Genomic DNA, 22,092 nt, shown 5'->3' with positions numbered 1-22,092 from the left:
GCGCCGCGGGTTCGTCTGCCGAGGCATGCTCTGTGGGCGCTTCCGCCGAGAAAACCTGCCCCGCGAGTGCCTTCACCATGGGTGTCTGCCCCACGGGCACCCCGCCGCCGGTGGCCTCCGCTACGGGTACCTCCGCCGAGGCGGTTCCGGGCACCCTGTCCTGCGGGTTCGTCTGCCGATCCCGCGCTGCGGGTGCTTCCACCCGGGTCACCTGCCCGCGGGACGGCTGCTCCGCGGGCACCTACTCCGCGAGCGCCCCGCCCCGAGTGCCTCCGCCGAGGCCGTACCGCGGGCGCCGGCCTCGCGAGCGGCCGCCGGAGATAGCGGCCCCGCGGGCGCCACGCCACGAGTGCCTGCCCCGCGAGTGCCTCCGCCGTCGCGGCAGGTTCCGCATCGGGTTCTCGTGATCGGGAACCTGTGAGGTGCGAGCGGTGTATGACAAGTAGGACCTGCTGCTGGACCGCCCCGTCGAAGGGACCAAGATCGTGCAACGTCGAGCTGTGTCGGCCGTACTGGCCGCTGCCGCGCTCGTGCTGACGGCCGGCTGCTCCTCCGACGGCGGAGGCGGTGGAGCACCGACCGACAGTGGGAGCACGACACCCGGGAGCACTGCGCCGGGGTCCTCGCCGTCCCGGGCGGCGGATCAGGGGCCCCCGGCAAAGGGCTCGGTCAAGGTGCTCCGCACTGTCGCCGAGGGCCTGAACACCCCCTGGGGCCTGGCCCCGCTGCCGGAGGGCGATCTGCTGGTCTCCTCGCGTGACGAGCGGACGATCACGCGGATCGACGGGCAGTCGGGGAAGAAGACCGTACTGGGCGAGGTACCGGGGGTCTCCCCGGCGGGCGAGGGCGGCCTCATGGGCCTCGCCCTGTCCCCGGACTACGCCTCGGACCACATGGTCTACGCGTACTTCACCTCGGCCGGGGACAACCGCATCGTCCGGATGCTCTACGACGAGCAGAAGCCGACAGGCGAGCAGCTGGGCGCCCCGGACACGGTGTTCAGGGGCATCCCCAAGGGCTACATCCACAACGGCGGACGGATCGCCTTCGGCCCGGACAAGATGCTGTACGCGGGCACGGGCGAGAGCGGTGACACCGGTCTGTCCCAGGACACCAAGTCCCTGGGCGGCAAGATCCTGCGGATGACCCCGGAGGGCGAGCCGGCTCCGGGCAACCCGTTCCCCGACTCCACCGTGTACTCCTACGGTCACCGCAATGTGCAGGGCCTGGCCTGGGACTCCCAACAGCGCCTGTTCGCCGCGGAGTTCGGCCAGGACACCTGGGACGAGCTGAACGCGATCAAGCCGGGCGACAACTACGGCTGGCCGGAGGCGGAGGGCAGGTCGAGCGACTCCAAGTACCACAACCCGCTGGCCCAGTGGGGCACCGACGACGCCTCCCCCAGCGGCATAGCCCAGGCCGAGGGCTCGATCTGGATGGCGGGTCTGAAGGGCAAGCGCCTGTGGCGCATCCCCCTCAAGGGCACGGAGGCCGCGGCCGACCCGCAGGCCTTCCTGGAGGACGAGTACGGCCGCCTGCGCACAGTGGTATCGGCAGGCGGCGACAAGCTGTGGCTGGTCACCAGCAACACGGACGGGCGGGGCGACCCGAAGGAGGGCGACGACCGGATCCTGGAGATACAGGTCAGCTAGGCCGGCCTCACTCCTTGAGGGAGGCCTCCTCGAAGTCCTCGTCTTCGCCCTCGCCCTCGTCCTCGTCCTCCGCCTTCGGCGGGCGTACGACGACCACTCCGGACGTGAGATCTATCGGTCCGCGTCCGGGGTCGCCGTCCCCCACGTCCTCGCGTGTGAGCTCCAGACGGTTCTGCTCGTCGGTGGTGTGCTTGCGTCCCGGAGAGAACAGTTCCTCGAAGGCGTTGAACACGGGGTCTCCCTCGGCCGAAGTCCTTTACAGCGTAAACCTCACGTCGCGGTCCGCGCGGTGAGCGATTCGGCGGGGAACAGCCCCAGCCGGTGCGCCACCGCCGCCGCCTCTCCTCGTCCGGAGACACCGAGCTTGGCCAGGATGTTGGAGACGTGGACGCTGGCCGTCTTCGGGGAGATGAAGAGTTCCTCGGCGATCTGGCGGTTGGTGCGGCCGGCGGAGACCAGGCGCAGGACATCCTGCTCCCGGCCGGTGAGGCCGAGGGACCGGGCCGGGTCCTCGGCGGCGCCGTTGCCCGCCCGGGCGCGGCCCCGGGCTCCGGGCAGGCTCCGGGTGCCGTTCAGGGAGAGCCGGGCGCGCTGGGCCAGCCGGGTGGCGGATTCGGCGAGGGGGCGGGCTCCGAGGTGCTCGGCGACGGCGTGGACGAGGCGGAGCAGTTCCGTGGCGCGGGCCCGCTCGGGCTCCCCGCCCCCGGTCAGCAGGGCCTGGGCCAGCCGGTACCGGACGCGGGCGAGGTCGTAGGGCCGGTCCAGGGTCTCGAAGGCGGTGACCACCTCCGACCAGGGCTCGGGGTCGTCCTGGCCCTCGGCGTGCCGGACCTCGGCGCGGACCCACTGCTCGAAGGCGAGCCAGACGGGTGCGCCGGTGGTGAGTTTCTTGACGGTGGCGAGGATGCGGTCCAGGACGTCGGCCCGGCCCGCCTCGACGGCGGGTACGGCGGGCAGCTCGCGGGCGTCTGCCTCGGCGACGGCGGCGGCCAGCAGCATCGACCAGCCGTAGCGCTGGGTGCCGGGCTGGAAGCCGGCGTCGAGGACGCGGTCCAGTTCGGCGCGGGCGTCCAGGAGGCGGCCCTCCGCCGCGGCCACTCCGATGACGATGCGGGCGAGCGGCAGCGCCTGCTGCGGCATCGGATCGTGAGTGCCGTAGTAGGTCCGGGCGGTGGCCAGTTGGGCTGCGGCCGTGGTCACGTCGCCGCGGCCGAGGGCCAGATGCGCCAGGCGCAGTGCGCCGGAGCCCTGGGGCTTGGCGCTGTGTCCCACCCTGAGGGCGCTCTCCGCGGCCTCGGCGGCCTCGGGCCAACGGCCCAGTGAGTACAGCGAGTCGGAGAGGTTGCCCCACATGTAGGCCTCGGAGTCCAGCAGTCCGTACTTGCGGGCGTAGGCGAGGCCCTCCTGGAGGAGGGGGATCGCCTCCCGGGAGCGGCCGACGGCCTCCAGTTCCGAGGGGAGGTTCACATGCGCCCGGCTCGCCACGTAGCGCATGCCCTCGGCGACGGCCCGGTCCTTGACCTCGTACAGCTCGCTCAGCCCGGCCTCGGTGTCGCCCGCGTCGACCATGAGACAGCCGACGGTGAGGCGGGCGTTCAGCTCCATCTCGCGGGCGCCGACCATGCGGGCGTACTCCACCGCGCGCTCGGCGGCGGAGAAGGCGTCCGGGCCGGGTTCGTGCAGCATCGCCCAGCCGGCGACGGTGGAGAGGACCTCGGCGTGCACCTCGGACGGCGGGAGTCCGCGCACCAGGTCCTGGGCGGTGGCCAGTTCCTGCCAGCCGTCGCCGCGGGACTGGGCCTGGACCAGCCGGGAGCGCTGGACCCAGAACCAGGCGGCGCGCAGGGGATCGCCGTCGTCCTCCAGCAGCCGCAGGGCCCGCTTGGTGATCTTCAGGGCGCGTTCGCGCTCCCCGCACAGCCGTCCGGCGACGGCGGCCTCGGCCATCAGGTCGAGGTAGCGCAGCGGGGTGGTCCCCGGGTCGCAGCCGCAGGGCGGGTAGACCTCGGTGTAGTCGACGGGGCGCAGCCGGTCCCGTATCTCCTGAGGGGCGGTGTCCCACAGCTCCATCGCGCGTTCCAGGAGCCGCAGTTGTTCGGAGTAGGCGTGCCGGCGGCGGGCGGTGGCGGAGGCGTCGAGGACGGCGGGCAGCGCCTTGGCGACGTCGTGGGCGTGGTACCAGTAGCTGGCCAGGCGCGTCACGCGTTCGTCGGCGGGGACGAGCGTGGGGTCGGCCTCCAGGGCTTCGGCGTAGCGGCGGTTGAGGCGGGAGCGTTCGCCGGGCAGCAGGTCGTCGCTGACGGCCTCGCGGACCAGGGAGTGGCGGAAGCGGTAGCCGTCGCCGCCGGGCGCGGCGATCAGGATGTTGGCGTTCACCGCGGCCCGCAGTGCCTCGATGAGGTCGTCCTCGGCGAGCCGGGCGACGGCGGCGAGCAGCCGGTACTCGACGGTGGAGCCGCCCTCGGCGACGATCCGGGCGACCCGCTGGGCGCTCTCGGGCAGCCCTTCGACACGGACCAGGAGCAGGTCGCGCAGGGAGTCGGTGAGGCCCGTGCAGCAGCCCTCGGTGACGGCGACGGCGAGTTCCTCGACGAAGAAGGCGTTGCCGTCGGAGCGTTCGAAGATGTCGTCGACCTGGTCCTGGTCGGGCTCGGCGGCGAGGATGCCGGCCATCTGGATGCCCACCTCGGCGCGGTTGAAGCGGCGGAGTTCGATCCGGCGGACCGTGCGCAGCCGGTCGAGTTCGGCGAGCAGCGGGCGCAGTGGATGGCGGCGGTGGATGTCGTCGGCGCGGTAGGTGGCGAGGACGACCAGGCGGCCGGTGCGCAGCGTGCGGAAGAGGTAGGCGAGGAGATGGCGGGTGGAGGCGTCGGCCCAGTGCAAATCCTCCAGGGCGACGACGACCGTGCGGTCGGCGGCGACGCGCTCCAGGAGGCGTGCGGTGAGTTCGAAGAGGCGGGCCATGCCCTCCTCGTCGTGTTGTCGCGGGCCTCGGGCGGTCGCCGTGTCGCCGAGTTCGGGCAGCAGCCGGGCGAGTTCCTCCTCCTGGCCGGCCGCGGCGGCGGCCAGGTCGTCCGGCAGTTCGCGGCGCAGGGCGCGCAGCGCGGTGGAGAAAGGGGCGAACGGCAGCCCGTCGGCGCCGATCTCGACGCAGCCGCCGAGCGCGACGACGGCGCCCGTGCGGCACGCGGCGGTGGCGAACTCCTCGACGAGGCGGGTCTTGCCGACGCCTGCCTCGCCGCCGAGCAGCACTGCCTGCGGCTCGCCCGCGGCGGCACGGGCGAGCGCGTCGTGCAAGGTGTCCAACTCGTCGGCGCGACCGACGAACACGGGACTGACGGACCGGGTCTCCACGAGCCCGAGCATCGCACGCGGGTCCGACAGCGCGGCACCGGTTTTCCCCGTGGCAGAACCGGTATCACCGCCTCCGCCAGGGGTCTTACCGGCGGGAACGACCGCGACGGCCGCCTCGGTCGGGGCGGCCGTCGCGGCCTGAGTGGGGGAATCGGCCGTCGCGGCCCGGTGGACGGGGACCTGCGCACGGCCGTCCGGCCGCGCCTCTGTGTTCACGCGGCGCGGGCGAACCAGTGCCTGCGTCGGCGGCCGGTATGCACCTCACCCTCCGCGGCGCGTGTGACGGTTGCGCGGCGGGCGGCGCGGCGGCCGCGGACTACCTCGCGGGCCAGCCGTTCGGCGTCGGCCTGGCGGATGAGCTCCGCGGAACGAAGCTGCTGGAGTTCGTACTCGTACATGGTGTGTCCCTTGGGAGAGGTCGGTTTCGGACTTCGCTTTCTGCGATGTCTCCACCTTCGTCTCCCAGGCGGGTCCGCCACATCGGGAGAGTTCCGCATCTTCGGCGGGGCGGGGGGCCTTAGATGTGCGTGAGGGGCCTCAGGAGCTCCGTAAGGTGCTTACGGATGCCCTAAGACCCCTCAGGACCTGCGGCGATATGGCTTACGTCAGCTCGCGGACGGCAGTCCCAGCAGCACGTCGGTGTACTTGAGGACGGCCAGCAGGAGGCCGATGACGCCGAGCGCGACACCGCCCCAGGCGACCGACTTGATCCATACGGCCTGCGGCTTGCCGGGTGCCCCGAAGGCGGGCCGGGCCAGGACGAAGACGCCCACGACCAGCGCGACGACGGCGAAGACGCCGGCCCAGAGGGCGCTGGTCTGCCAGGAGTCGCCGTAGACCTCCTTGACCTGCGTGGCGACACTGGCGCCCTGCGAGGTCTGGAGCTGCCCGATGAGCTGCTCGCGGGCGGAGGCCACGGTGCCGACCCAGCTGCCGGTGAGGGAGACGAGGCCGAGGGCGGCGGAGACGACGGCGCCCGCACCCTGTCCGACGCCGGTGGGACCGTCCTCGTCGTCCTTGCCGAGGCCCAGCAGCTCGGCCTCCTCGGAGGTGAGCTCGTCGGCGTCGGTGTCGGCGTCGGTGTCCGCGTCGGTGTCCGGCCCGGCCTCCGTCACCTCGTCGGTCTTGGTGACGTTCACCTTCTCCTCGTCGGTGGTGGTCTCGGCGCCCGTCGTGGCGCCGGTCTCGTCAGCTGTCTTGGTTCCCATGTCCGGCACCGTACGGATCCTGTCTGAGAGGTTTCTTAATGATCGCTGTGGGGGGCACGCTCGCGTGCCTCACGCCACTCGGGCGCGAGAATCGACCACACCTCGAGGTCGTGGCGCACCCCACGATAGGGGTGGGCGGCCCGTCGTACACCCTCCGGGGTCATGCCGAGGCGCCGGGCCACGTTCAGGCTGGCCGTGTTGCCCGCGGCGGCGATCCACTCGACGCGGTGGATGCCGCGTTGCTCGACGGCCCAGTCGATCAGCACCCGCATCGCCCGGGTGATCAGCCCGCGTCCGGTCGCGGCGGGCTCCAGCCAGCAGCCGACCTCGCAGTTGCCCTGCTCCGCGTCGAAGTTCAGCGTGAGCACCCCGCCGACGAGCTGTCCGTCCAGCCAGATGCCGTGGTAGGAGGCGGTGTCGGCGGCGCGCATCTCGGCGTACCGCCGGAGGGTGTCGCGCGCGGAGGTGGGGTCGGTGGCCTGCGAGCCGAAGGGGATGAACTGTCCGATGAACTCGCGCCCCCGGTCCAGATGCGCGAGGAACTCCTCGGCGTGCCAGGGCTCCAGGGGGCGCAGTTCGGCTCTGTCGTCACCCAGGGATATCGCGTACATCCTGTTCCCGCTCCTTCTCCAGCTGCCCCATGACGTCGGTGAGCCTCTCATGGGCGGTGCGGCACTCGGGCGGTTCGATGCTGATGCGGGGCATCCGGCGGTCCAGCCAGCGCGGCAGCCACCAGTTGGCGCCACCGAGCAGGTGCATGAGGGCGGGGACCAGCAGGGTGCGCAGGACGAAGGCGTCGAGGGCGACGGCGGCGGCGAGGGCGATGCCGAACATGGCGATCACGCGGTCGCCGCTGAGGACGAAGGCGAGGAAGACGGAGATCATGATGACGGCGGCGGAGTTGATCACCCGGCTGGTCTCGGCGAGGCCGACGCGGACGGCCCGCCGGTTGTCGCCGGTCTCCAGCCACTCCTCGTACATCCGGCTGACCAGGAAGACCTGGTAGTCCATGGAGAGCCCGAAGAGCACGGAGACCATGATCACGGGGAGGAAGGGTTCGATCGGGCCGGCGCGGCCGAGGCCGAGGAGTTCGCTGCCCCAGCCCCACTGGAAGATCGCGACGACGACACCGAAGGAGGCGGCCACCGCGGCGACGTTCATCGCGGCGGCCTTCAGCGGGATCCCGACGGACCGGAAGGCGAGCAGGAGCAGCAGACAGCCGAGGCCGATGACGACCCCGACGAACACGGGCAGCTTGCCGACGATGACCTCGGCGAAGTCGTCGTATCCGGCGGTCACCCCGCCCACCTGGATGTCCAGGGAGGTGCCGGTCTCGGCGCGGGGCAGGACCTCGGTGCGCAGCCGGTCGACGAGTTCGCTGGTCGCCCGGGACTGCGGGGAGGACTCGGGGACGATCGTGAAGTACGCGGTGTTCCCGCCGGTGTTGTAGACCACCGGGGTCGAGGACGCGATGCCCTCGGTGGTCCGGATGGTCGCGTCGAGGTTGTCGAGCAGGAGCTTGTCCTCGGCGCCGTCGACCTTGGTGACGAGGGTGAGCGGGCCGTTGACGCCGGGTCCGAAGCCGTCGGCGAGGAGGTCGTAGGCCTGGCGTGTGGTCGAGGACTCGGGGTTGTTGCCCTGGTCGGAGGTGCCCAGGCGCAGGCCCAGGGTGGGCAGGGCGAGGACGGTGATGACGACCAGGGCGAGGGCGCCGAGCAGCTTGGGGTGGCGTTCGACGAAGGCCGACCAGCGGGCGGCGAACCCGGTGGGCAGTTCGGGCTGGGGTCCGTGCTCGACGAGGTGGCGGCGCTCGCGTCGGCTCAGGGCGCGCATGCCGATGAGGGACAGCAGGGCGGGCAGCAGGGTGACGGAGGCCGCGACGGTGAGGACGACGGTCAGCGAGGCGGCTATCGCGACGCCGTTGAGGAAGCCGAGCCGGAGGATCAGCATGCCGAGCAGGGCGATGCAAACCGTGGCACCCGCGAAGACGACGGCCCGTCCGGTGGTGGCGACGGCGTTGGTGGCCGCCTCGGTGACGGACAGCCCGCGTTTGAGGCCGCGTCGGTGTCTGGTGACGATGAACAGCGCGTAGTCGATGCCGACGCCGAGCCCGATCAGCAGGCCGAGCATGGGCGCGAAGTCGGCGACGGTCATGGCGTGCCCGAGCAGCACGATCCCGGCGTAGGCGGTGCCGACGCTCACCAGCGCGGTGGCGATGGGCAGCAGCGAGGCGGCGAGCGAGCCGAAGGCGAGGAACAGCACGACCGCGGCGACGGCCACCCCGACCACCTCGGCGAGGTGCCCGCCGGAGGACTCGGTGAGCGCGACGGCACTGCCGCCGAGTGCCACCTGGAGTCCGTCGGTCTCGGCGTCCTCGGCGGCCCGCACGACCGCCCGCGCCTCGGACTGGTCGATGTCCTCGGCCGGGGTGTCGAAGGTCACCGTGGCGTAGGCCGTGTGCCCGTCCGCGCTGACCCGGCCGGCGCCCTGCCCGTCGTAGGGACCGGAGACGGAGGAGACTCCCGGCAGGTCGGCGATGCGGTCCAGGGTGCGGGTCATGGTCTGTTCGACGTCGGCGGCCCGGACGCTGCCGGAGGTGGTGTGCCAGACGACGGTGTCGCTGTCGCCGCCGAGGTCGGGGAAGCCTTCGTGCAGCAGCTGGGTGGCGCGGCCGGACTCGGTGCCGGGGACCTCGTAGTCGTTCGAGTAGGCGGAGCCGGTCACGGCGGCGGCCGCGCTCACTCCGCCGAGGGCGAGGAGCCACAGAAGGACGACGACGAGGCGTCGTCGGACACACCAGCGCGCGAGGGCTGCCACGAACGTGCTCCCAGGGGGGTGACGTATGGATCTTTGACCGGGAACAGGTGTACAGCCCGCAAAGAACGCATGAGCAATGTGAAGAACACTCTTGCAGGCGAAAGTGATCGTTTACGGGGTTCGTGCGCTTATTCACAGGAGTGCGAGGCAGATCACAGGACAGTAACGGCCCCTCTGTCACGTCAGTCGAACTGGTCGCCCAGCGCCATCACCATCACGCCCACGATCAGCAGCCACAGCGCCCGCCGGGTCCGCCCCCGGGAGCCGAGGACCGAGGCCAGCGCGCACACGGCGGCGCCGAAGGCGTAGGCGGCCGGCACGAGCGCGGGTGCGGAACCGGCCAGCCGCAGCGTCGAGGCGGCCAGGCCCGCGAGGGCGAGCAGCACCCCCGCCCCGGCCGCCGTCCAGCGGGCCCGCCGGGCGTCCTCGGCCGGGTCCACGACGTCCTCCTCCGGTATCCCGGAGGTCTCGGAATCACCGCGTCCGTTCATGGCGGGCGAGCGTAGCGCGTCCTGCCGGGAAATCGGGTGCGCGTCCACGGGCAGCGCTGCTACCGTCCCGCCGTCCGTCGTTCCCGGCATCTCGCCGCCGACCGAAGAGGGTGCATTGTGTGAAGGTCCGACCGAGCTCCTACGCATCTCTTTCCCCTACGAAGGACTCAAGGAGCCCGTTCACCGATGTCCGACATCACGAGGACCTCGCACGACCTCACTAGCCGTCTGGCCGACCCCCGCCGGCCCCGCAGCAACGGCTACGACGCCCGCTGGATGATCGACAACCAGATGGGCCCGAACGCCCTGTGGCTGCTGGAGTGGCTGGCCCCCGCCCTCGGTCTCGACGCGCTGCGCCCCGGCGCCCGCGTCCTCGACCTCGGCTGCGGCCGCGCCATGACGTCCGTGTTCCTCGCCAAGGAGTACGACGTCCAGGTCGTCGCCGCCGACCTGTGGGTCAAGCCCGACGAGAACGCCCCGCGCATCGCCGAGGCGGGTGTCGCCGACCGGGTGCTGCCCGTGTTCGCCGAGGCGCACGACCTGCCGTTCGGCGAAGGCACCTTCGACGCGATCGTCTCCGTCGACGCCTACCAGTACTTCGGCACCGACGACCTCTATCTGCCCACGCTGACCCGGCTGTTGAAGCCGGGCGGACGGATCGGGGTCGTCGTCCCCGCGCTGCGCGAGGAGCCGCAGGGCGACGAACCGCCGGCGCACCTGAAGGAGTACTGGGAGAAGGACCCGGGCTTCTGGGCGTTCCACTCCCCCGCCTGGTGGCGGCGGCTGTGGACGCGCGGCGGCACCGTCGAGGTGGAGACGGCCGACTGGCTCCAGGACGGCTGGCGCGACTGGCTGCTGTGGAGCGAGGTGTGCGCCGAGGAGAGCACCAGCGAGTTCATGGCGGACATGGCCCGCTGGTCGGTCGACCTGATGCACGCCGACGTGGACCACGTGCTCGGCTTCGCCCGGATCGTGGGACGCCGTAAGTGACCTGCCACACGTGACGGTACGGCCCCGGAGACCTGGTCTCCGGGGCCGTACCGCACAGCCGCTCAGCCCTCGCTGACGCCCAGCTGCTGAAGGATCAGCTCCTTGACGCGGGCCGCGTCCGCCTGGCCGCGCGTGGCCTTCATGACCGCGCCGACCAGGGCACCGGCCGCGGCCACCTTGCCGCCGCGGATCTTGTCGGCGATGCCCGGGTTGCCGGCGATGGCCTCCTCGACGGCGGTGGTCAGCGCACCCTCGTCGGAGACGACCTTCAGACCGCGCTTGTCGACGACCTCGTCCGGGGTGCCTTCGCCCGCGAGGACGCCTTCGATGACCTGACGGGCCAGCTTGTCGTTCAGGTCCCCCTTGGCGACCAGCTCGGTGACCCGGGCGACCTGCTCCGGCGTGATGGCCAGCTCGTCGAGCGCCTTGCCCGACTCGTTGGCGCTGCGCGCCAGTTCGCCCATCCACCACTTGCGGGCGGAGGCCGAGTCGGCACCGGCGTCGATCGTGGCGACGATCGGGTCCAGGGCGCCGGCGTTGAGGATCGCCTGCATGTCGAGGGCCGTGATGCCCCACTCGGCGACGAGCCGGTTGCGGCGGACCAGCGGCAGCTCGGGAAGCGCCGCCCGGATCTCCTCGACCCACTCGCGCGTGGGGGCCACCGGAACGAGGTCCGGCTCGGGGAAGTACCGGTAGTCCTCGGCCTCCTCCTTCACGCGGCCCGAGGTCGTCGACCCCGTGTCCTCGTGGAAGTGCCGGGTCTCCTGGATGATCGTCCCGCCGCCGTTCAGGACGGCGGCGTGCCGCTGGATCTCGAAGCGGGCCGCACGCTCCACGGACCGCAGCGAGTTGACGTTCTTCGTCTCGGACCGCGTGCCGAACTTCTCCCGGCCGTGCGGGCGCAGCGACAGGTTCACGTCGCAGCGCATCTGGCCCATCTCCATACGGGCTTCCGACACACCGAGCGCCTTGATGACCTCGCGCAGCTCACGGACGTACGCCTTGGCCACCTCGGGAGCACGCTCGCCGGCGCCCTCGATCGGCTTGGTGACGATCTCGATGAGCGGGATGCCGGCACGGTTGTAGTCCAGCAGCGAGTGCGAGGCGCCGTGGATACGGCCCGTCGCGCCACCGACGTGCATGGACTTGCCGGTGTCCTCCTCCATGTGGGCGCGCTCGATCTCCACGCGGAAGGTCTCGCCGTCCTCCAGCTGCACGTCGAGGTAGCCGTTGAAGGCGATCGGCTCGTCGTACTGGGAGGTCTGGAAGTTCTTCGGCATGTCCGGATAGAAGTAGTTCTTCCGGGCGAAGCGGCACCACTCGGCGATCTCGCAGTTCAGCGCGAGACCGATCCTGATCGCGGACTCGACGCCGGTCGCGTTGACGACCGGGAGCGCGCCGGGCAGGCCGAGGCAGACCGGGCAGGTCTGCGTGTTGGCGTCCTGACCGAGCTCGGTCGAACAGCCGCAGAACATCTTGGTCTTGGTGCCGAGTTCGACATGGACCTCAAGGCCCATGACGGGGTCGTACGACGCCAGCGCGTCCTCGTACGACACCAGGTCGGTCGTGGTGGTCACGGTGAAACTTCCCTCTCAGCCCAGCAGGACGTCGTCGTCGCCCAGCCGCTTCAGTTCGCGGTACAGGATGGCGAGGCCGGTGACGATGCCGACGGCGGCCACCGACGCGTCGATCAGACGCAGCGTGTCCTGCTCGACGCGGGCCTTCTTGATCCGCTTGGCGATGCCCCACGCGCCGAAGGCGGTGGTGGCGATGGACACGTACGTACCGGACTTGGACTTCTGGAAGTCCTTGGCCTTCGACAGTGCCTTGGTCACAGCGACGGAGCCTCCTCGATCAGCGGGTGGCCCCACTTTTCCACGAACGCGGCCTCGACGGCGGCGCCCACCTTGTAAAGACGGTCGTCCTTCAGCGCCGGGGCGATGATCTGGAGACCGACCGGGAGGTTGTCCTCCGGGGCGAGACCGCAGGGCAGCGACATGGCCGCGTTGCCCGCGAGGTTCGTCGGGATGGTGCACAGGTCCGCGAGGTACATCGCCATCGGGTCGTCGGCACGCTCGCCGATCGGGAAGGCGGTGGTCGGCGTCGTCGGGGAGACGATCACGTCGACCTGCTCGAAGGCCTTCTCGAAGTCACGGGTGATGAGCGTACGGACCTTCTGGGCGCTGCCGTAGTACGCGTCGTAGTAGCCGGAGCTCAGGGCGTAGGTGCCGAGCATGATGCGGCGCTTGACCTCGGGGCCGAAGCCGGCCTCGCGGGTCAGGGAGGTGACCTCCTCGGCGGAGTGCGTGCCGTCGTCGCCGGTCCGCAGGCCGTAGCGCAGGCCGTCGAAACGGGCGAGGTTGGAGGAGCACTCGGACGGGGCGATGAGGTAGTACGCCGACAGCGCCAGGTCGAAGGACGGGCAGTCCAGCTCGACGATCTCCGCGCCCAGTTCCTTGAGGAGGGCGACGGACTCGTCGAACCGCTGGATGACGCCGGCCTGGTAGCCCTCGCCGCGGAACTGCTTGACCACGCCGACGCGCATGCCCTCGACGCTGCCGTTGCGGGCGGCCTCGACGACCGGCGGGACCGGGGCGTCGATCGAGGTGGAGTCGAGCGGGTCGTGCCCGGCGATGACCTCGTGCAGCAGCGCCGCGTCCAGGACCGTACGGGCGCAGGGGCCCCCCTGGTCGAGGGAGGAGGAGAAGGCGACCATGCCGTAGCGGGAGACCCCTCCGTAGGTCGGCTTCACGCCCACCGTGCCGGTGACGGCGGCCGGCTGGCGGATGGAACCGCCGGTGTCGGTGCCGATGGCGAGGGGGGCCATGTACGCGGCCAGCGCGGCCGAGGAGCCGCCGCCGGAGCCGCCGGGGATCCTGGTGAGGTCCCAGGGGTTGCCGGTCGGGCCGTAGGCGCTGTTCTCGGTGGAGGACCCCATGGCGAACTCGTCCATGTTGGTCTTGCCGAGGATGACGACGTCGGCGGCCTTCAGGCGCTGGGTGACCGTCGCGTCGTACGGCGGGATCCAGCCCTCCAGGATCTTCGAACCGACGGTCGTCGGGATGCCCTCGGTGGTGAAGATGTCCTTCAGCGCGAGGGGGACTCCGGCCAGCGGGCCGAGCTTCTCGCCCCGGGCGCGCTTGTCGTCGACGGCACGGGCCTGGGCGAGGGCGCCCTCACGGTCGACGTGCAGGAAGGCGTGCACCTTCTCGTCGACGGCCTCGATCCGGGCGAGATGGGCCTCGGTGACCTGGACCGCGGTCAGCTCGCCGGAGGCGATCCTGGCGGCGGTCTCGGCGGCCGTGAGCTTGATGATGGTGACGTGGTCCGTCATGACTTCTAGTCCTCCCCCAGGATCTGCGGCACCTTGAAACGCTGCTGCTCCTGGGCCGGGGCGCCGGAGAGCGCCTGCTCGGGGGTGAGCGACGGACGGACCTCGTCCGCCCGCATGACGTTCGTCAGCGGGAGCGGGTGCGAGGTCGGCGGTACGTCTTGGTCGGCGACCTCACTGACGCGTGCGACCGCGCCGATGATGTCGTCCAGCTGTCCCGCGAAGTGCTCTAGCTCTTCGGGCTTCAGCTCCAGACGCGCCAGCCGGGCGAGGTGGGCGACCTCCTCGCGCGTGATGCCAGGCATGCAGCGATCCTCTGGGGTGAGTGCGTGTTGTGGTTGGGGGCCAATCCTATGGGTCAGCGCACCCTGCCCGTGCAACGGTTTCTTCGCCCCCGCCGCCCCTACCCGTCCCATCCTTCTGGGGCTCCGCCCCGGACCCCGCTCCTCAAACGCCGGAGGGGCTGGATTTTCAGCCCGTCCGGCGTTTGAGGACGAGGCCCCTTCAGGGCCGAAGCGGGGGTCTGGGGGCGCAGCCCCCAGGGATGGGACGGGTAGGGGCGGCGGGGGCGAGGAAAAAGGGCTACTCGTCGGCCGCGGCTGCCGGCAGGGCCGCCCTCGGGCGTTGCCAGCCGCGCGAGCCCCGGGCCCGCAGCCAGGCCGTGGTCTCCTCCGGGGGCATCGCGGCCGCGACCAGCCAGCCCTGTACCGCGTCGCAGCCCAGGTCTCGCAGGCGTTCCCAGGTTTCGTCGTCCTCGACGCCCTCGGCGACCACGAGGAGGCCGAGGGAGTGGGCGAGGTCGACCGTGCAGCGGACGATCTCGGCGTCCTCGTTGTCGATCGCGAGCCGCGCCACGAAGGAGCGGTCGATCTTCAGTTCACTCACGGGCAGGCGCCGCAGATGCACCAGCGAGGAGTAGCCCGTGCCGAAGTCGTCCAGGGACATCTTCACGCCGTGGGCGGTGAGCGCGGCGAGGGTGTCGGCGGCGCGCTGCGGGTCCTCCAGGAGGACGTGCTCGGTGATCTCCAGCTGGAGCGCGCCCGCCGGGACACCGTGGCGGGCGAGACGCGCGGCCACCGAGCCGGCGAAGCCGGGGGTGTGGACGTCGCGCGGGGAGACGTTGACCGCGACCGGGACGTACAGGCCCTGGGCGCGCCACTCGGCGACCTGGCCGAGGGCCGTCTCCAGGACGTACTCGGTGAGGTGGGGCATCAGGCCGGAGGACTCAGCGATGGCGATGAACTCGTCCGGGGGAACCCTCCCGCGCTCGGGATGCACCCAGCGGACCAGGGCTTCGAGGCCGGCCACCTGTCCGTCGAAGCGGACCTTGGGCTGGTAGTGCAGCTGGACCTCGTGCCGGTCCAGGGCCCGGCGCAGATCGCCGAGGAGGCCGAGGCGGTCCGGGGTGTTGGAGTCCCGCTTGGACTCGTAGACCTCGACGCCGGTGCGGTCGCGCTTCGCCTGGTACATCGCCACGTCCGCCCGGCGCAGCAGCCCCTCGGCGTCGAGGGCGTGGTCGGGGAAGACGGCGACCCCGGCGCTGGCCTCCAGGACGAGGGTGAGGCCGTCGAGGTCGAGCGGGGAGCTGAGGGCGGCGACCAGGCCCCGGGCGACCCGGGTCGCGGAGGTGGTGGAGTCGGCGACCGGCAGTAACACGGCGAACTCGTCGCCGCCGAGCCGGGCCGCCTCGGCGCCGCGCGGCAGCGCCAGTCGGAGCCGGTCGGCTATCTGGAGGAGCAGCCGGTCACCGGCGAGGTGTCCCAGCGTGTCGTTGACCGAGCGGAAGCGGTCGAGGTCGATGAGCATCAGGGCGGCGCGGGCGTCGATGCGTTCGGCGTCGTCGAGGGCCGTCCAGATGCGCTCCAGCAGCCACTGACGGTTGGGGAGCCCGGTCAGCGGATCGCGCAGCTGCTCCTCCGCCCGGGCCCGGGCTATCCAGAGGGTGGAGTCGAGGGCGATGAGGGGGATGGCGAACAGCGGCAGCAGGACGGGCTTGGCGGTGGCGACCACGCAGACCAGCGGGGCGATGCCGAGCAGTGCGGCCGCGACCAGGCCCTGTCTGATCAGGGCGGTGCGGGCGACGGTGGGCAGTCCGCCGGAGCGCGGGGCGTGCAGATACCAGCCCAGCGTGCGGGTGACGGCGAGGTAGGCGACCGCGACCAGCACCACTTCGGGGGCGGTGTAGAAGGTCCAGGTGTCGGGGTTCCAGGGGTGCTCGACGGACGGCACCCGGCCGAACAGGGCCAGCAGCAGGGCTCCGGCGGCGATGCCGAGGATGTCGACCGCGCCGTGCAGGACGCCCTGGCGCCAGCGGTGGCGGCGGGCCACGCCGACCAGCAGGACGACGGTGAGGCTGACCAGGCCGGCGGACACCCAGCCGTAGAGCAGCAGGACGGCGAGGGTGAGGGCGGCGCCGGAGCCGGTGCCGCCCCACCAGCGGGAGCGGCCGAGGGCGACCAGATGGCCGACGATGATGCCGGTCAGCACGGCCAGGGACCAGCCCACGGTGGCGGACGGGAAGAGCGCGTGGCCGCCGGTGAAGGCGCGGTAGAACCCGGCGCCCAGCACGAAGGCGGCCGCCGCGACGATCGCGGCGGGCAGCGCGGGCCAGGACAGGTGGCGTTCCGTTTCGGCGCCGGACCTGCCCGGGCCGAGGGCGGCGGTGAGCTGGGGGGAGTCGTGGTTCTCGGTCTGCGTGTAGGGTCCGGCGACATACGGGCTGCCGGAGGCGTACTGGCCGGTGGCGCGCTGCCCGGTGGCGTGCCCCTCCGCGCCCGGACGCCGTGCCGGCCGCGCGGCCCGCAGACCCGCCCGCCATGCGCCGGCCAGCCGGCGCAGCCGTGAGTCCGGGGCGGCGCTCTCGCTCGGTTCCATTCCCGTCCCTCTCACAGCCGGCGGTGCCCACGCCACGCGGCCCGGTGCCCGACAACAACCTTCAACGGCGCCGCGTTGGAAATCCCTTCCCGCTGCTCCCGAAGACGCTTCGCGAGCAAAGGGATGCCCCTGCCGCAGCTGGGCACGGCAGGCGCACACCTCAACAGTAGGCCGCAGAAGGCTTCCACGGGCACCGGTCGACGACGGTTGCCCGAATGCGACCCGGCCACCCGTATGCATCTGGTATGCGCCGAACGGGTGGCCTTCAACCGCTACTCCTCGTTACTCCTCTGCCGGAAGCGCGACTTCGGCGGCCGCCTCCGGCCCCTGTTCCAGCAGGACGGTGAAGCCGTCCTCGTTGAGGACCGGCACCTTCAGCTGCATCGCCTTGTCGTACTTCGAACCTGGATTGTCACCCACAACGACGAAAGACGTCTTCTTCGAAACAGAACCGGTCACTTTGGCGCCACGAGTTTGCAACGCCTCCTTGGCGCCGTCCCGGGTGAAGCGCTCGAGTGTGCCGGTCACTACGACGGTGAGGCCTTCCAGGGGACGCGGGCCCTCGTCCTCGCCGGAGCCCTCCTCCTCCATGCGGACACCGGCGGCCTTCCATTTGCGGAGGATCTCCTGGTGCCACTCCTCGGAGAACCACTCTTTGAGTGATTTCGCGATGATCGGGCCGACGCCGTCGGTGGCCGCCAGCTCCGCCTCTTCCGCCTGCTCGATGCGGTCGACCGAGCGGAACTCACGCGCCAGCGCCTCGGCGGCGACCGGGCCGACATGACGGATCGACAGGCCGGTCAGGACCCGGGCCAGCGGGCGCTCCTTCGCGGCCGCGATGTTCTCCAGCATGGCGAGCGCGTTCTTCTTGGCCTCGCCCTGCTGGTTGGCGAAGACGGTGGCGATCTTCTCCTCGCCGGTCTTCGGGTCACGCTTGGGCAGTCCGCTGTCCTGGTCGAGGACGTACGCCTTGATGGGCAGCAGCTGCTCGATGGTGAGGTCGAACAGGTCGCCCTCGTCGGTGAGGGGCGGCTCTGCGGGCTCCAGCGGCCGGGTGAGGGCCGCGGCGGCGACATAGCCGAAGTGCTCGATGTCCAGCGACTTGCGGCCCGCGAGATAGAACAGGCGTTCACGTAGCTGGGCGGGGCAGGTGCGGGCGTTCGGGCAGCGCAGGTCGACGTCGCCCTCCTTCATCGGCCGCAGCGCGCTCCCGCACTCGGGGCACTCGGACGGCATCACGAACTCGCGCTCGCTGCCGTCGCGCAGGTCCACGACCGGTCCGAGGATCTCCGGGATGACGTCACCGGCCTTGCGCAGCACCACGGTGTCGCCGATGAGGACGCCCTTCAGCTTCACTACGTCCTGGTTGTGCAGGGTGGCGAACTCGACCTCCGAGCCCGCGACGGTGACGGGCTCCACCTGGGCGTACGGCGTGACGCGGCCCGTACGGCCCACTCCCACGCGGATGTTGATGAGCTTGGTGTTCACCTCCTCCGGCGCGTACTTGTAGGCGATCGCCCAGCGCGGGGCGCGCGAGGTGGAGCCGAGGCGGCCCTGGAGCGGGATCTCGTCCAGCTTGACGACCACTCCGTCGATCTCGTGCTCCACGGAGTGGCGGTTCTCGCCGTAGTACGCGATGAACTCCCGCACGCCGTCGAGGCCTTCGACCACCTTGGCGTGCGTGGAGGTCGGCAGGCCCCAGGTCTTGAGGAGGTCGTAGCCCTGGGAGAGGCGGGTCATGCCGTCGAAGCCCTCCAGGGCTCCGATGCCGTGGACGACCATGTGCAGGGGGCGGGTGGCGGTGACGCGCGGGTCCTTCTGGCGCAGCGAACCGGCCGCCGCGTTGCGCGGGTTGGCGAAGGGCTTGTCGCCGGCCTCGACCAGGCGGGCGTTGAGCTCCTGGAACTTCTCCATCGGGAAGTAGACCTCGCCGCGGATCTCCACGAGGTCCGGGACGGTGTCGCCCTTCAGGCGGTCCGGGATCTCGGCGATCGTGCGGACGTTGGGCGTGATGTCCTCGCCGGTGCGGCCGTCGCCGCGGGTCGCCGCGCGGGTGAGGCGGCCGTGCTCGTAGGTGAGGTTGACGGCGAGGCCGTCGACCTTGAGCTCGCACAGCAGGTGGTAGTCGGGCGCACCGACGTCCTTGGCCACGCGCTCGGCCCAGGCGGCGAGTTCCTCGTCGCTGAAGGCGTTGTCGAGGGAGAGCATGCGGGAGCGGTGCTGGACGGCCGTGAACTCCGTCTCGTAGGCACCCGCGACCTTCTGGGTCGGCGAGTCCGGGGTGCGCAGCTCCGGGTGCTCCTCCTCCAGCGCCTCCAGGGTGCGCAGGAGCTTGTCGAACTCCGCGTCGCTGACGACCGGAGCGTCGTTCACGTAGTACCGGAAGCGGTGCTCCTCGATCTGCTCAGCGAGCTTCGCGTGCTGCTCCCGCACCTCGGCGGGCACCGTCGTCTCCGCTTGCTTGTCGCCGGCCACCGTGTTGTCCTCCCGTTACTCAGGGTTGTCCGCGAGGGATCTCGCCGCCCGGACGCAGTGGGCGAGGGCCTCGCGTGCGTACGCGGGGGAAGCCCCCGCGAGTCCGCACGACGGAGTGACCGTGACCGCCTCCGCGAGAAGCCCCGGATGCAGCCCCAGCCTGCGCCACAGCGTCCTGACACCCATGACGCTACCGGCAGGGTCTGACAATCGGCTGTCCGTGCCCGGTACGACACCGACGAAGAGCCGGGTCCCCCCTTCCACCGCCTCGCCGATCGCGTCCTCGTCACGCTCGGTGAGGAGCGAGAAGTCGAAGGAGATCGCCGCCGCGCCCGCCCGGCGCAGCAGGGCGAACGGGACGTCCGGTGCGCACGAGTGGACCACGACGGGGCCGTCCCCGTGAACCCCGATGACGTCGCGGAGGGTGGCCTCGATGAGTTGGCGGTCGACGGCGCGGTGGGTGCGGTAGCCGCTCGCGGTCTTCACATGGCCCCTCAGTACGGCGATGAGGGACGGTTCGTCGAGCTGGAGGACGATCCGGGCGCCGGGGGCGCGGCGCCCGACCTCCTCCAGGTGCAGGCGCAGTCCCTCGGCGAGCGAGGCGGCCAGGTCCCGGGTGGCGCCGGGGTCGGAGAGGGCGACCTCTCCGTTCCTCAGCTCCAGTGCGGCGGCCAGGGTCCAGGGGCCGACCGCCTGTACCTTCAGCGGGCCCTCGTATCCCTGCGTGTACTCCTCCAGCGCGTCGAGGTCCTCGCCCAGCCATGACCGTGCCCGCTTCGTGTCCCTCCCCGGGCGGTCGCCGATGCGCCAGCCGCTGGGCTCCACGCGGGCGTACAGGTCGACGAGCATGCCCGCGGTGCGGCCGATCATGTCGGCGCCGGGGCCTCTCGCGGGGAGCTCGGGCAGGAACGGGAAGTCCTCGAAGGAGCCGGTGGAGGTCTTGACGGCTTCCCCGGCGTCGCCTCCGGGGAGAGAGCCGATGCCGGTGGCCGGGCCGAAGCTGGGATTCGCGTTCACACGCCAAGCCTAGTTCTCGCCCCCGCCGCCCCTACCCGTCCCATCCTTCTGGGGCTCCGCCCCAGACCCCGCTCCTCAAACGCCGGAGGGGCTGGATTTTTCAGCCCGTCCGGCGTTTGAGGACGAGGCCCCTTCAGGGCCGACAGGGGGGTCTGGGGGCGCAGCCCCCAGGGATGGGGCGGGTAGGGGCGGCGGGGGCGAGGAAAGCTTGGTCAGTTGCCCGGACGGACCGTCAGGTCGTTGATCTCCGCGTCCCGGGGGAGGTCGAGGGCGAGGAGGATCGTCGTGGCGACCGACTCGGGGTCGATCCACCGGGAGGCGTCGTACTCCTTGCCCTCCTGCTGGTGGACCTTGGCCTGCATGGGGCTGGCCGTGCGGCCGGGGTACACCGAGGTGACGCGGACGCCGTTGCCGTGCTCCTCGTGGCGCAGGGAGTCGGCCAGGGCCTTCAGGCCGTGCTTGGAGGCCGCGTAGGCGGACCAGTCGGCGTGGGCGTTCAGACCGGCGCCCGAGTTGACGAAGACCACGTGGCCGCGGGCGCTGCGGAGTTGGGGCAGGAAGTGACGGGTCAGCTCGGCCGGGGAGATCAGGTTGACGTTGAGCTGGTGGCGCCAGGACTTCGGGGTCAGGTCGCCGATCGGCCCCAGGTCCACCACACCCGCGATGTGGAGCAGGGAGTCGACCCGGTCGGGAAGCGTCTGGTGGGAGAAGGCCCAGCTCAGCTTGTCGGGGTCGGCCAGGTCGCCCACCAGGGTCCGCGCGCCCGGGAACTGTGCCGCCAGCTCCTTCGCGCGGCCCGCGTCGCGCGCGTGGAGGACGAGTTCGTCCCCGCGCGCGTGCAGACGGCGGGCGACCGCCGCGCCGATGCCGGAACCCGCTCCGGTGATCACATGAGTAGCCATGCCGCCATGCTCGCATCACACCGGTGTCCCCCGGCGCGGTACTCGATGCCCTACTCGATGCCCTGGCTCTCCTCCAGGTAGGCCAGCGCGCCCACCGCTTCCTCGGCGAAGAACACCAGGTCGGTCAGCGGGCGGGGCAGGAAGCCCTCCGACTCCATGCGGCGGAACTGTTCCTTCAGCCCGTCGTAGAAGCCCGCGGTGTTCAGCAGGACCACCGGCTTGTCGGTGTGGCCGTGCTTCTTCAGCTCCAGGATCTCGGTCGCCTCGTCGAGGGTGCCGGTGCCGCCCACCATGACGACCACGGCGTCGGCCTTCTCCAGGAGCAGCTTCTTGCGTTCGGCGAGGTCACGGGCGATCACCATCTCGTCGACGCCCGAACGTGCCTTGGCCGCCAGGAACTCCACCGAGACACCTACCAGCCGTCCGCCCGCCTCCTGGACACCGTCGGCGACCACCTTCATCAGTCCGACGTCCGAGCCGCCCCACACGAGCGTGTGGCCGCCCTTGCCCAGCAGTTCCGCGAACTCGCGCGCGGGGCGCGTGTATCGCTCGTCGAGGTCGGCGGCCGAGAGGAAGACGCAGATTCGCATGAGGTCACCGTACGCGGGAAGAACCGGGGGCCCGCGAGCGCTTTTCGGATATGGCTGACGGACACACGATCACGATCGAGCAGGGCACACGACGCATTCGGGTCGTCCACGGCGACCAGGTGCTGGCGGAGAGCGAACGGCCCCTCCTCCTGCGGGAGACGGGGTGTCCGGTGCGCTACTACATCCCCGCCGAGGACGTACGCCTCGACCTGCTGACCCCCTCCGAGACGCACACCTACTGCCCGTTCAAGGGCACGGCCTCCTACTGGTCGCTGCCGGACGCGGCGGACCTGGTCTGGGCGTACCCCGAGCCCAAGCCGGACGTCGCCGAGATCAAGGACCACCTCTGCTTCTACGACGTGGAGGAGGTGGGCTGAGACCGCAGCGCGGC

General features: G+C 71.4%; 19 protein-coding genes. 3 read left to right on the top strand and 16 right to left on the bottom strand.

The genetic code is table 11. The features are described from left to right. The first annotated feature begins 485 nt into the window (after positions 1-485). Positions 486-1,652: a PQQ-dependent sugar dehydrogenase gene (locus SLINC_RS31605; protein ID WP_182449225.1), complete on the top strand. Its 1,167-nt coding sequence runs from the start codon at positions 486-488 to the stop codon at positions 1,650-1,652. A gap of 7 nt (positions 1,653-1,659) precedes the next feature. On the opposite strand, the gene SLINC_RS31600 is transcribed toward SLINC_RS31605, so the two are convergent. The 7 genes from SLINC_RS31600 to SLINC_RS31570 all read right to left on the bottom strand — a co-directional run bounded on the left by SLINC_RS31600 (position 1,660) and on the right by SLINC_RS31570 (position 9,522). Continuing rightward, entirely contained in the window at positions 1,660-1,884 is a 225-nt protein-coding gene (locus SLINC_RS31600; protein WP_067440187.1) for a DUF6191 domain-containing protein, read from the bottom strand. A 38-nt stretch (positions 1,885-1,922) separates the two neighbouring features. Next, a complete protein-coding gene (locus SLINC_RS31595) occupies positions 1,923-5,018 on the bottom strand; it encodes a helix-turn-helix transcriptional regulator (RefSeq protein ID WP_067440184.1) in 3,096 nt (1,031 codons plus the stop codon). Between the two features lie 200 nt (positions 5,019-5,218). Next, positions 5,219-5,404 (bottom strand): hypothetical protein, encoded by a 186-nt coding sequence (locus SLINC_RS31590; protein ID WP_067440181.1) that lies wholly within the window; start codon positions 5,402-5,404, stop codon positions 5,219-5,221. A gap of 207 nt (positions 5,405-5,611) precedes the next feature. Next, positions 5,612-6,214, bottom strand: a complete 603-nt coding sequence (locus SLINC_RS31585; RefSeq protein WP_067440178.1) for a hypothetical protein — start codon at positions 6,212-6,214, stop codon at positions 5,612-5,614. A 35-nt stretch (positions 6,215-6,249) separates the two neighbouring features. Then, on the bottom strand, positions 6,250-6,825 hold the full coding sequence (locus SLINC_RS31580; RefSeq protein WP_067440175.1) for a GNAT family N-acetyltransferase: 576 nt from the start codon (positions 6,823-6,825) through the stop codon (positions 6,250-6,252). After that, positions 6,803-9,031 (bottom strand): MMPL family transporter, encoded by a 2,229-nt coding sequence (locus SLINC_RS31575; RefSeq protein WP_067440172.1) that lies wholly within the window; start codon positions 9,029-9,031, stop codon positions 6,803-6,805. Before SLINC_RS31575 ends, SLINC_RS31580 begins: the two co-directional genes overlap by 23 nt. Positions 9,032-9,213: 182 nt before the next feature. Further along, the gene (locus tag SLINC_RS31570; RefSeq protein ID WP_067440169.1) at positions 9,214-9,522 is read right to left on the bottom strand and encodes a hypothetical protein; all 309 of its coding nucleotides are present in this window, start codon (positions 9,520-9,522) and stop codon (positions 9,214-9,216) included. 186 nt (positions 9,523-9,708) lie between these two features. On the opposite strand from SLINC_RS31570, the gene SLINC_RS31565 reads away from it, so the two are divergent. Next, positions 9,709-10,512 (top strand): methyltransferase domain-containing protein, encoded by an 804-nt coding sequence (locus SLINC_RS31565; RefSeq protein ID WP_067440167.1) that lies wholly within the window; start codon positions 9,709-9,711, stop codon positions 10,510-10,512. A 62-nt stretch (positions 10,513-10,574) separates the two neighbouring features. Here SLINC_RS31565 and gatB read toward each other — a convergent pair whose 3' ends face one another. From gatB to SLINC_RS31520, 9 genes are all read right to left on the bottom strand, one after another. Further along, positions 10,575-12,089, bottom strand: a complete 1,515-nt coding sequence (gene gatB, locus SLINC_RS31560) for an Asp-tRNA(Asn)/Glu-tRNA(Gln) amidotransferase subunit GatB (RefSeq protein WP_067440161.1) — start codon at positions 12,087-12,089, stop codon at positions 10,575-10,577. Between the two features lie 15 nt (positions 12,090-12,104). Further along, on the bottom strand, positions 12,105-12,347 hold the full coding sequence (locus SLINC_RS31555; protein ID WP_067440158.1) for a hypothetical protein: 243 nt from the start codon (positions 12,345-12,347) through the stop codon (positions 12,105-12,107). Beyond that, positions 12,344-13,846 carry an Asp-tRNA(Asn)/Glu-tRNA(Gln) amidotransferase subunit GatA gene (gatA, locus tag SLINC_RS31550; RefSeq protein ID WP_067440155.1) on the bottom strand — a complete coding sequence of 501 codons (1,503 nt, stop codon included), beginning with the start codon at positions 13,844-13,846 and terminating at the stop codon, positions 12,344-12,346. The genes SLINC_RS31555 and gatA overlap by 4 nt, the downstream gene beginning before the upstream one ends. Positions 13,847-13,851: 5 nt before the next feature. After that, positions 13,852-14,148, bottom strand: a complete 297-nt coding sequence (gene gatC, locus SLINC_RS31545) for an Asp-tRNA(Asn)/Glu-tRNA(Gln) amidotransferase subunit GatC (protein ID WP_007384860.1) — start codon at positions 14,146-14,148, stop codon at positions 13,852-13,854. 277 nt (positions 14,149-14,425) lie between these two features. After that, complete coding sequence (locus tag SLINC_RS31540; protein WP_067440153.1) at positions 14,426-16,717, bottom strand: putative bifunctional diguanylate cyclase/phosphodiesterase; 2,292 nt, start codon at positions 16,715-16,717, stop codon at positions 14,426-14,428. 282 nt (positions 16,718-16,999) lie between these two features. Beyond that, the gene (gene ligA, locus SLINC_RS31535; protein WP_067440150.1) at positions 17,000-19,192 is read right to left on the bottom strand and encodes an NAD-dependent DNA ligase LigA; all 2,193 of its coding nucleotides are present in this window, start codon (positions 19,190-19,192) and stop codon (positions 17,000-17,002) included. Between the two features lie 15 nt (positions 19,193-19,207). Then, on the bottom strand, positions 19,208-20,209 hold the full coding sequence (locus tag SLINC_RS31530; protein WP_067440147.1) for a methionine synthase: 1,002 nt from the start codon (positions 20,207-20,209) through the stop codon (positions 19,208-19,210). A 212-nt stretch (positions 20,210-20,421) separates the two neighbouring features. Continuing rightward, a complete protein-coding gene (locus tag SLINC_RS31525; RefSeq protein WP_079164827.1) occupies positions 20,422-21,111 on the bottom strand; it encodes an SDR family oxidoreductase in 690 nt (229 codons plus the stop codon). Between the two features lie 50 nt (positions 21,112-21,161). Then, the gene (locus SLINC_RS31520; RefSeq protein WP_067440141.1) at positions 21,162-21,701 is read right to left on the bottom strand and encodes an LOG family protein; all 540 of its coding nucleotides are present in this window, start codon (positions 21,699-21,701) and stop codon (positions 21,162-21,164) included. Positions 21,702-21,751: 50 nt separating this feature from the next. Between SLINC_RS31520 and SLINC_RS31515 the strand changes: the two genes are divergently transcribed. Then, positions 21,752-22,078, top strand: a complete 327-nt coding sequence (locus tag SLINC_RS31515; protein WP_067440138.1) for a DUF427 domain-containing protein — start codon at positions 21,752-21,754, stop codon at positions 22,076-22,078. Positions 22,079-22,092 lie beyond the last annotated feature (14 nt).

The sequence above is a fragment of the Streptomyces lincolnensis genome (assembly GCF_001685355.1).
Taxonomy (GTDB): domain Bacteria; phylum Actinomycetota; class Actinomycetes; order Streptomycetales; family Streptomycetaceae; genus Streptomyces; species Streptomyces lincolnensis.
The sequence above is the reverse complement of the archived record's forward strand: the minus strand, read 5'-3'. Positions and strand labels throughout refer to the sequence as shown.

Coding starts and splice junctions, on each gene's coding strand:
- gatC (WP_007384860.1), bottom strand. CDS start 14,148: ATGCCTGGCATCACGCGCGAGGAGGTCGCCCACCTCGCCCGGCTGGCG.
- SLINC_RS31565 (WP_067440167.1), top strand. CDS start 9,709: ATGTCCGACATCACGAGGACCTCGCACGACCTCACTAGCCGTCTGGCC.
- SLINC_RS31570 (WP_067440169.1), bottom strand. CDS start 9,522: ATGAACGGACGCGGTGATTCCGAGACCTCCGGGATACCGGAGGAGGAC.
- gatA (WP_067440155.1), bottom strand. CDS start 13,846: ATGACGGACCACGTCACCATCATCAAGCTCACGGCCGCCGAGACCGCC.
- SLINC_RS31540 (WP_067440153.1), bottom strand. CDS start 16,717: ATGGAACCGAGCGAGAGCGCCGCCCCGGACTCACGGCTGCGCCGGCTG.
- SLINC_RS31595 (WP_067440184.1), bottom strand. CDS start 5,018: ATGCTCGGGCTCGTGGAGACCCGGTCCGTCAGTCCCGTGTTCGTCGGT.
- SLINC_RS31525 (WP_079164827.1), bottom strand. CDS start 21,111: ATGGCTACTCATGTGATCACCGGAGCGGGTTCCGGCATCGGCGCGGCG.
- SLINC_RS31520 (WP_067440141.1), bottom strand. CDS start 21,701: ATGCGAATCTGCGTCTTCCTCTCGGCCGCCGACCTCGACGAGCGATAC.
- SLINC_RS31515 (WP_067440138.1), top strand. CDS start 21,752: ATGGCTGACGGACACACGATCACGATCGAGCAGGGCACACGACGCATT.
- SLINC_RS31590 (WP_067440181.1), bottom strand. CDS start 5,404: ATGTACGAGTACGAACTCCAGCAGCTTCGTTCCGCGGAGCTCATCCGC.
- SLINC_RS31585 (WP_067440178.1), bottom strand. CDS start 6,214: ATGGGAACCAAGACAGCTGACGAGACCGGCGCCACGACGGGCGCCGAG.
- SLINC_RS31580 (WP_067440175.1), bottom strand. CDS start 6,825: ATGTACGCGATATCCCTGGGTGACGACAGAGCCGAACTGCGCCCCCTG.